A 929-nucleotide genomic window follows, 5' to 3' on the forward strand; every position below is an offset into this window, starting at 1 on the left:
ACCCTTTCACCTTCCTCCCCGTCCAGTAATCCAGCGACACGCTCGGCGTGCGCCTTCTTGGTCAGCACATACCGCGATCCGCTATCAGATAACATGTAGCGAATCCGCTCTTCCGGATACTCCGGATCGACGGGTACATACACCCCGCCTGCTTTCAGCACGCCCAGCAGGGAAACGACAGTCTCGATACTGCGCTCCATAAGGAGCGTAGCGAAGTCCCCCGGCTTCATTCCATGAGCCAGCAGCATGTGGGCGACCCGGTTCGACGCTTCGTTCAATTCGCCGTAGGTCAACCGTCGTTCCTCCGTCACCACTGCCATCCTGCCGGAAAAACGTTCGGCTGTTTCATAGAACGCTTCGGCAAGCGTCAACTCGTCCCGATAAGGCATGGCGGCAGCGTTCAGCGCCGTATACAGTTCCCGATCTTCCTTGCCGAGTAGATCCAGCTCCGCCAGAGGCGTTTCCGACGCCTCCACCATTGCTGCCAATATCTGTTCGTACATGTGCATAAATTGGGTGACCATACCTTGGCTGAACAGGCCTGTATCATAATTGACGGCCAAACTGAGCGTATCCTGCCCCGCATCCGTCACCGTAAAGAACAAATCAAACTTGCTCGTCTGATCTTCCCCTTGCGTCAAATCAACCCTCATTTTGAGCGAATCATGCACTCTTTTTTCCGTGATCGCCGGCATGAATTGGAACATCGTGGTTAGCATTGCGGAAGAAGCGGCTTCTCGCTCAGGATTGACTTGCTCTACGATTAAATCGAAAGGATAGGCCTGATGCTCATAGCTTTCCAGACACGCAGTCTTAACGGTCTGAATCAGTTCCCCCATTGTCCCTTGACCGTTGAAGCGCAAACGAATAGGCAGCGTATTAACGAAAAAGCCTACGATTTCCTCCAACGACTCATGATTTCTGCCCGC

1 protein-coding gene is annotated in these 929 nt (G+C 53.5%); it reads right to left on the reverse strand.

Features of this window, described 5'->3' with window-relative positions; genetic code table 11:
• A partial coding sequence (locus TJ79_RS16755) for a non-ribosomal peptide synthetase (protein WP_155987926.1) occupies window positions 1–929 on the reverse strand: 929 nt, incomplete at both ends.

Source organism: Gorillibacterium massiliense, from assembly GCF_000455485.1.
GTDB classification, from domain to species: domain Bacteria; phylum Bacillota; class Bacilli; order Paenibacillales; family NBRC-103111; genus Gorillibacterium; species Gorillibacterium massiliense.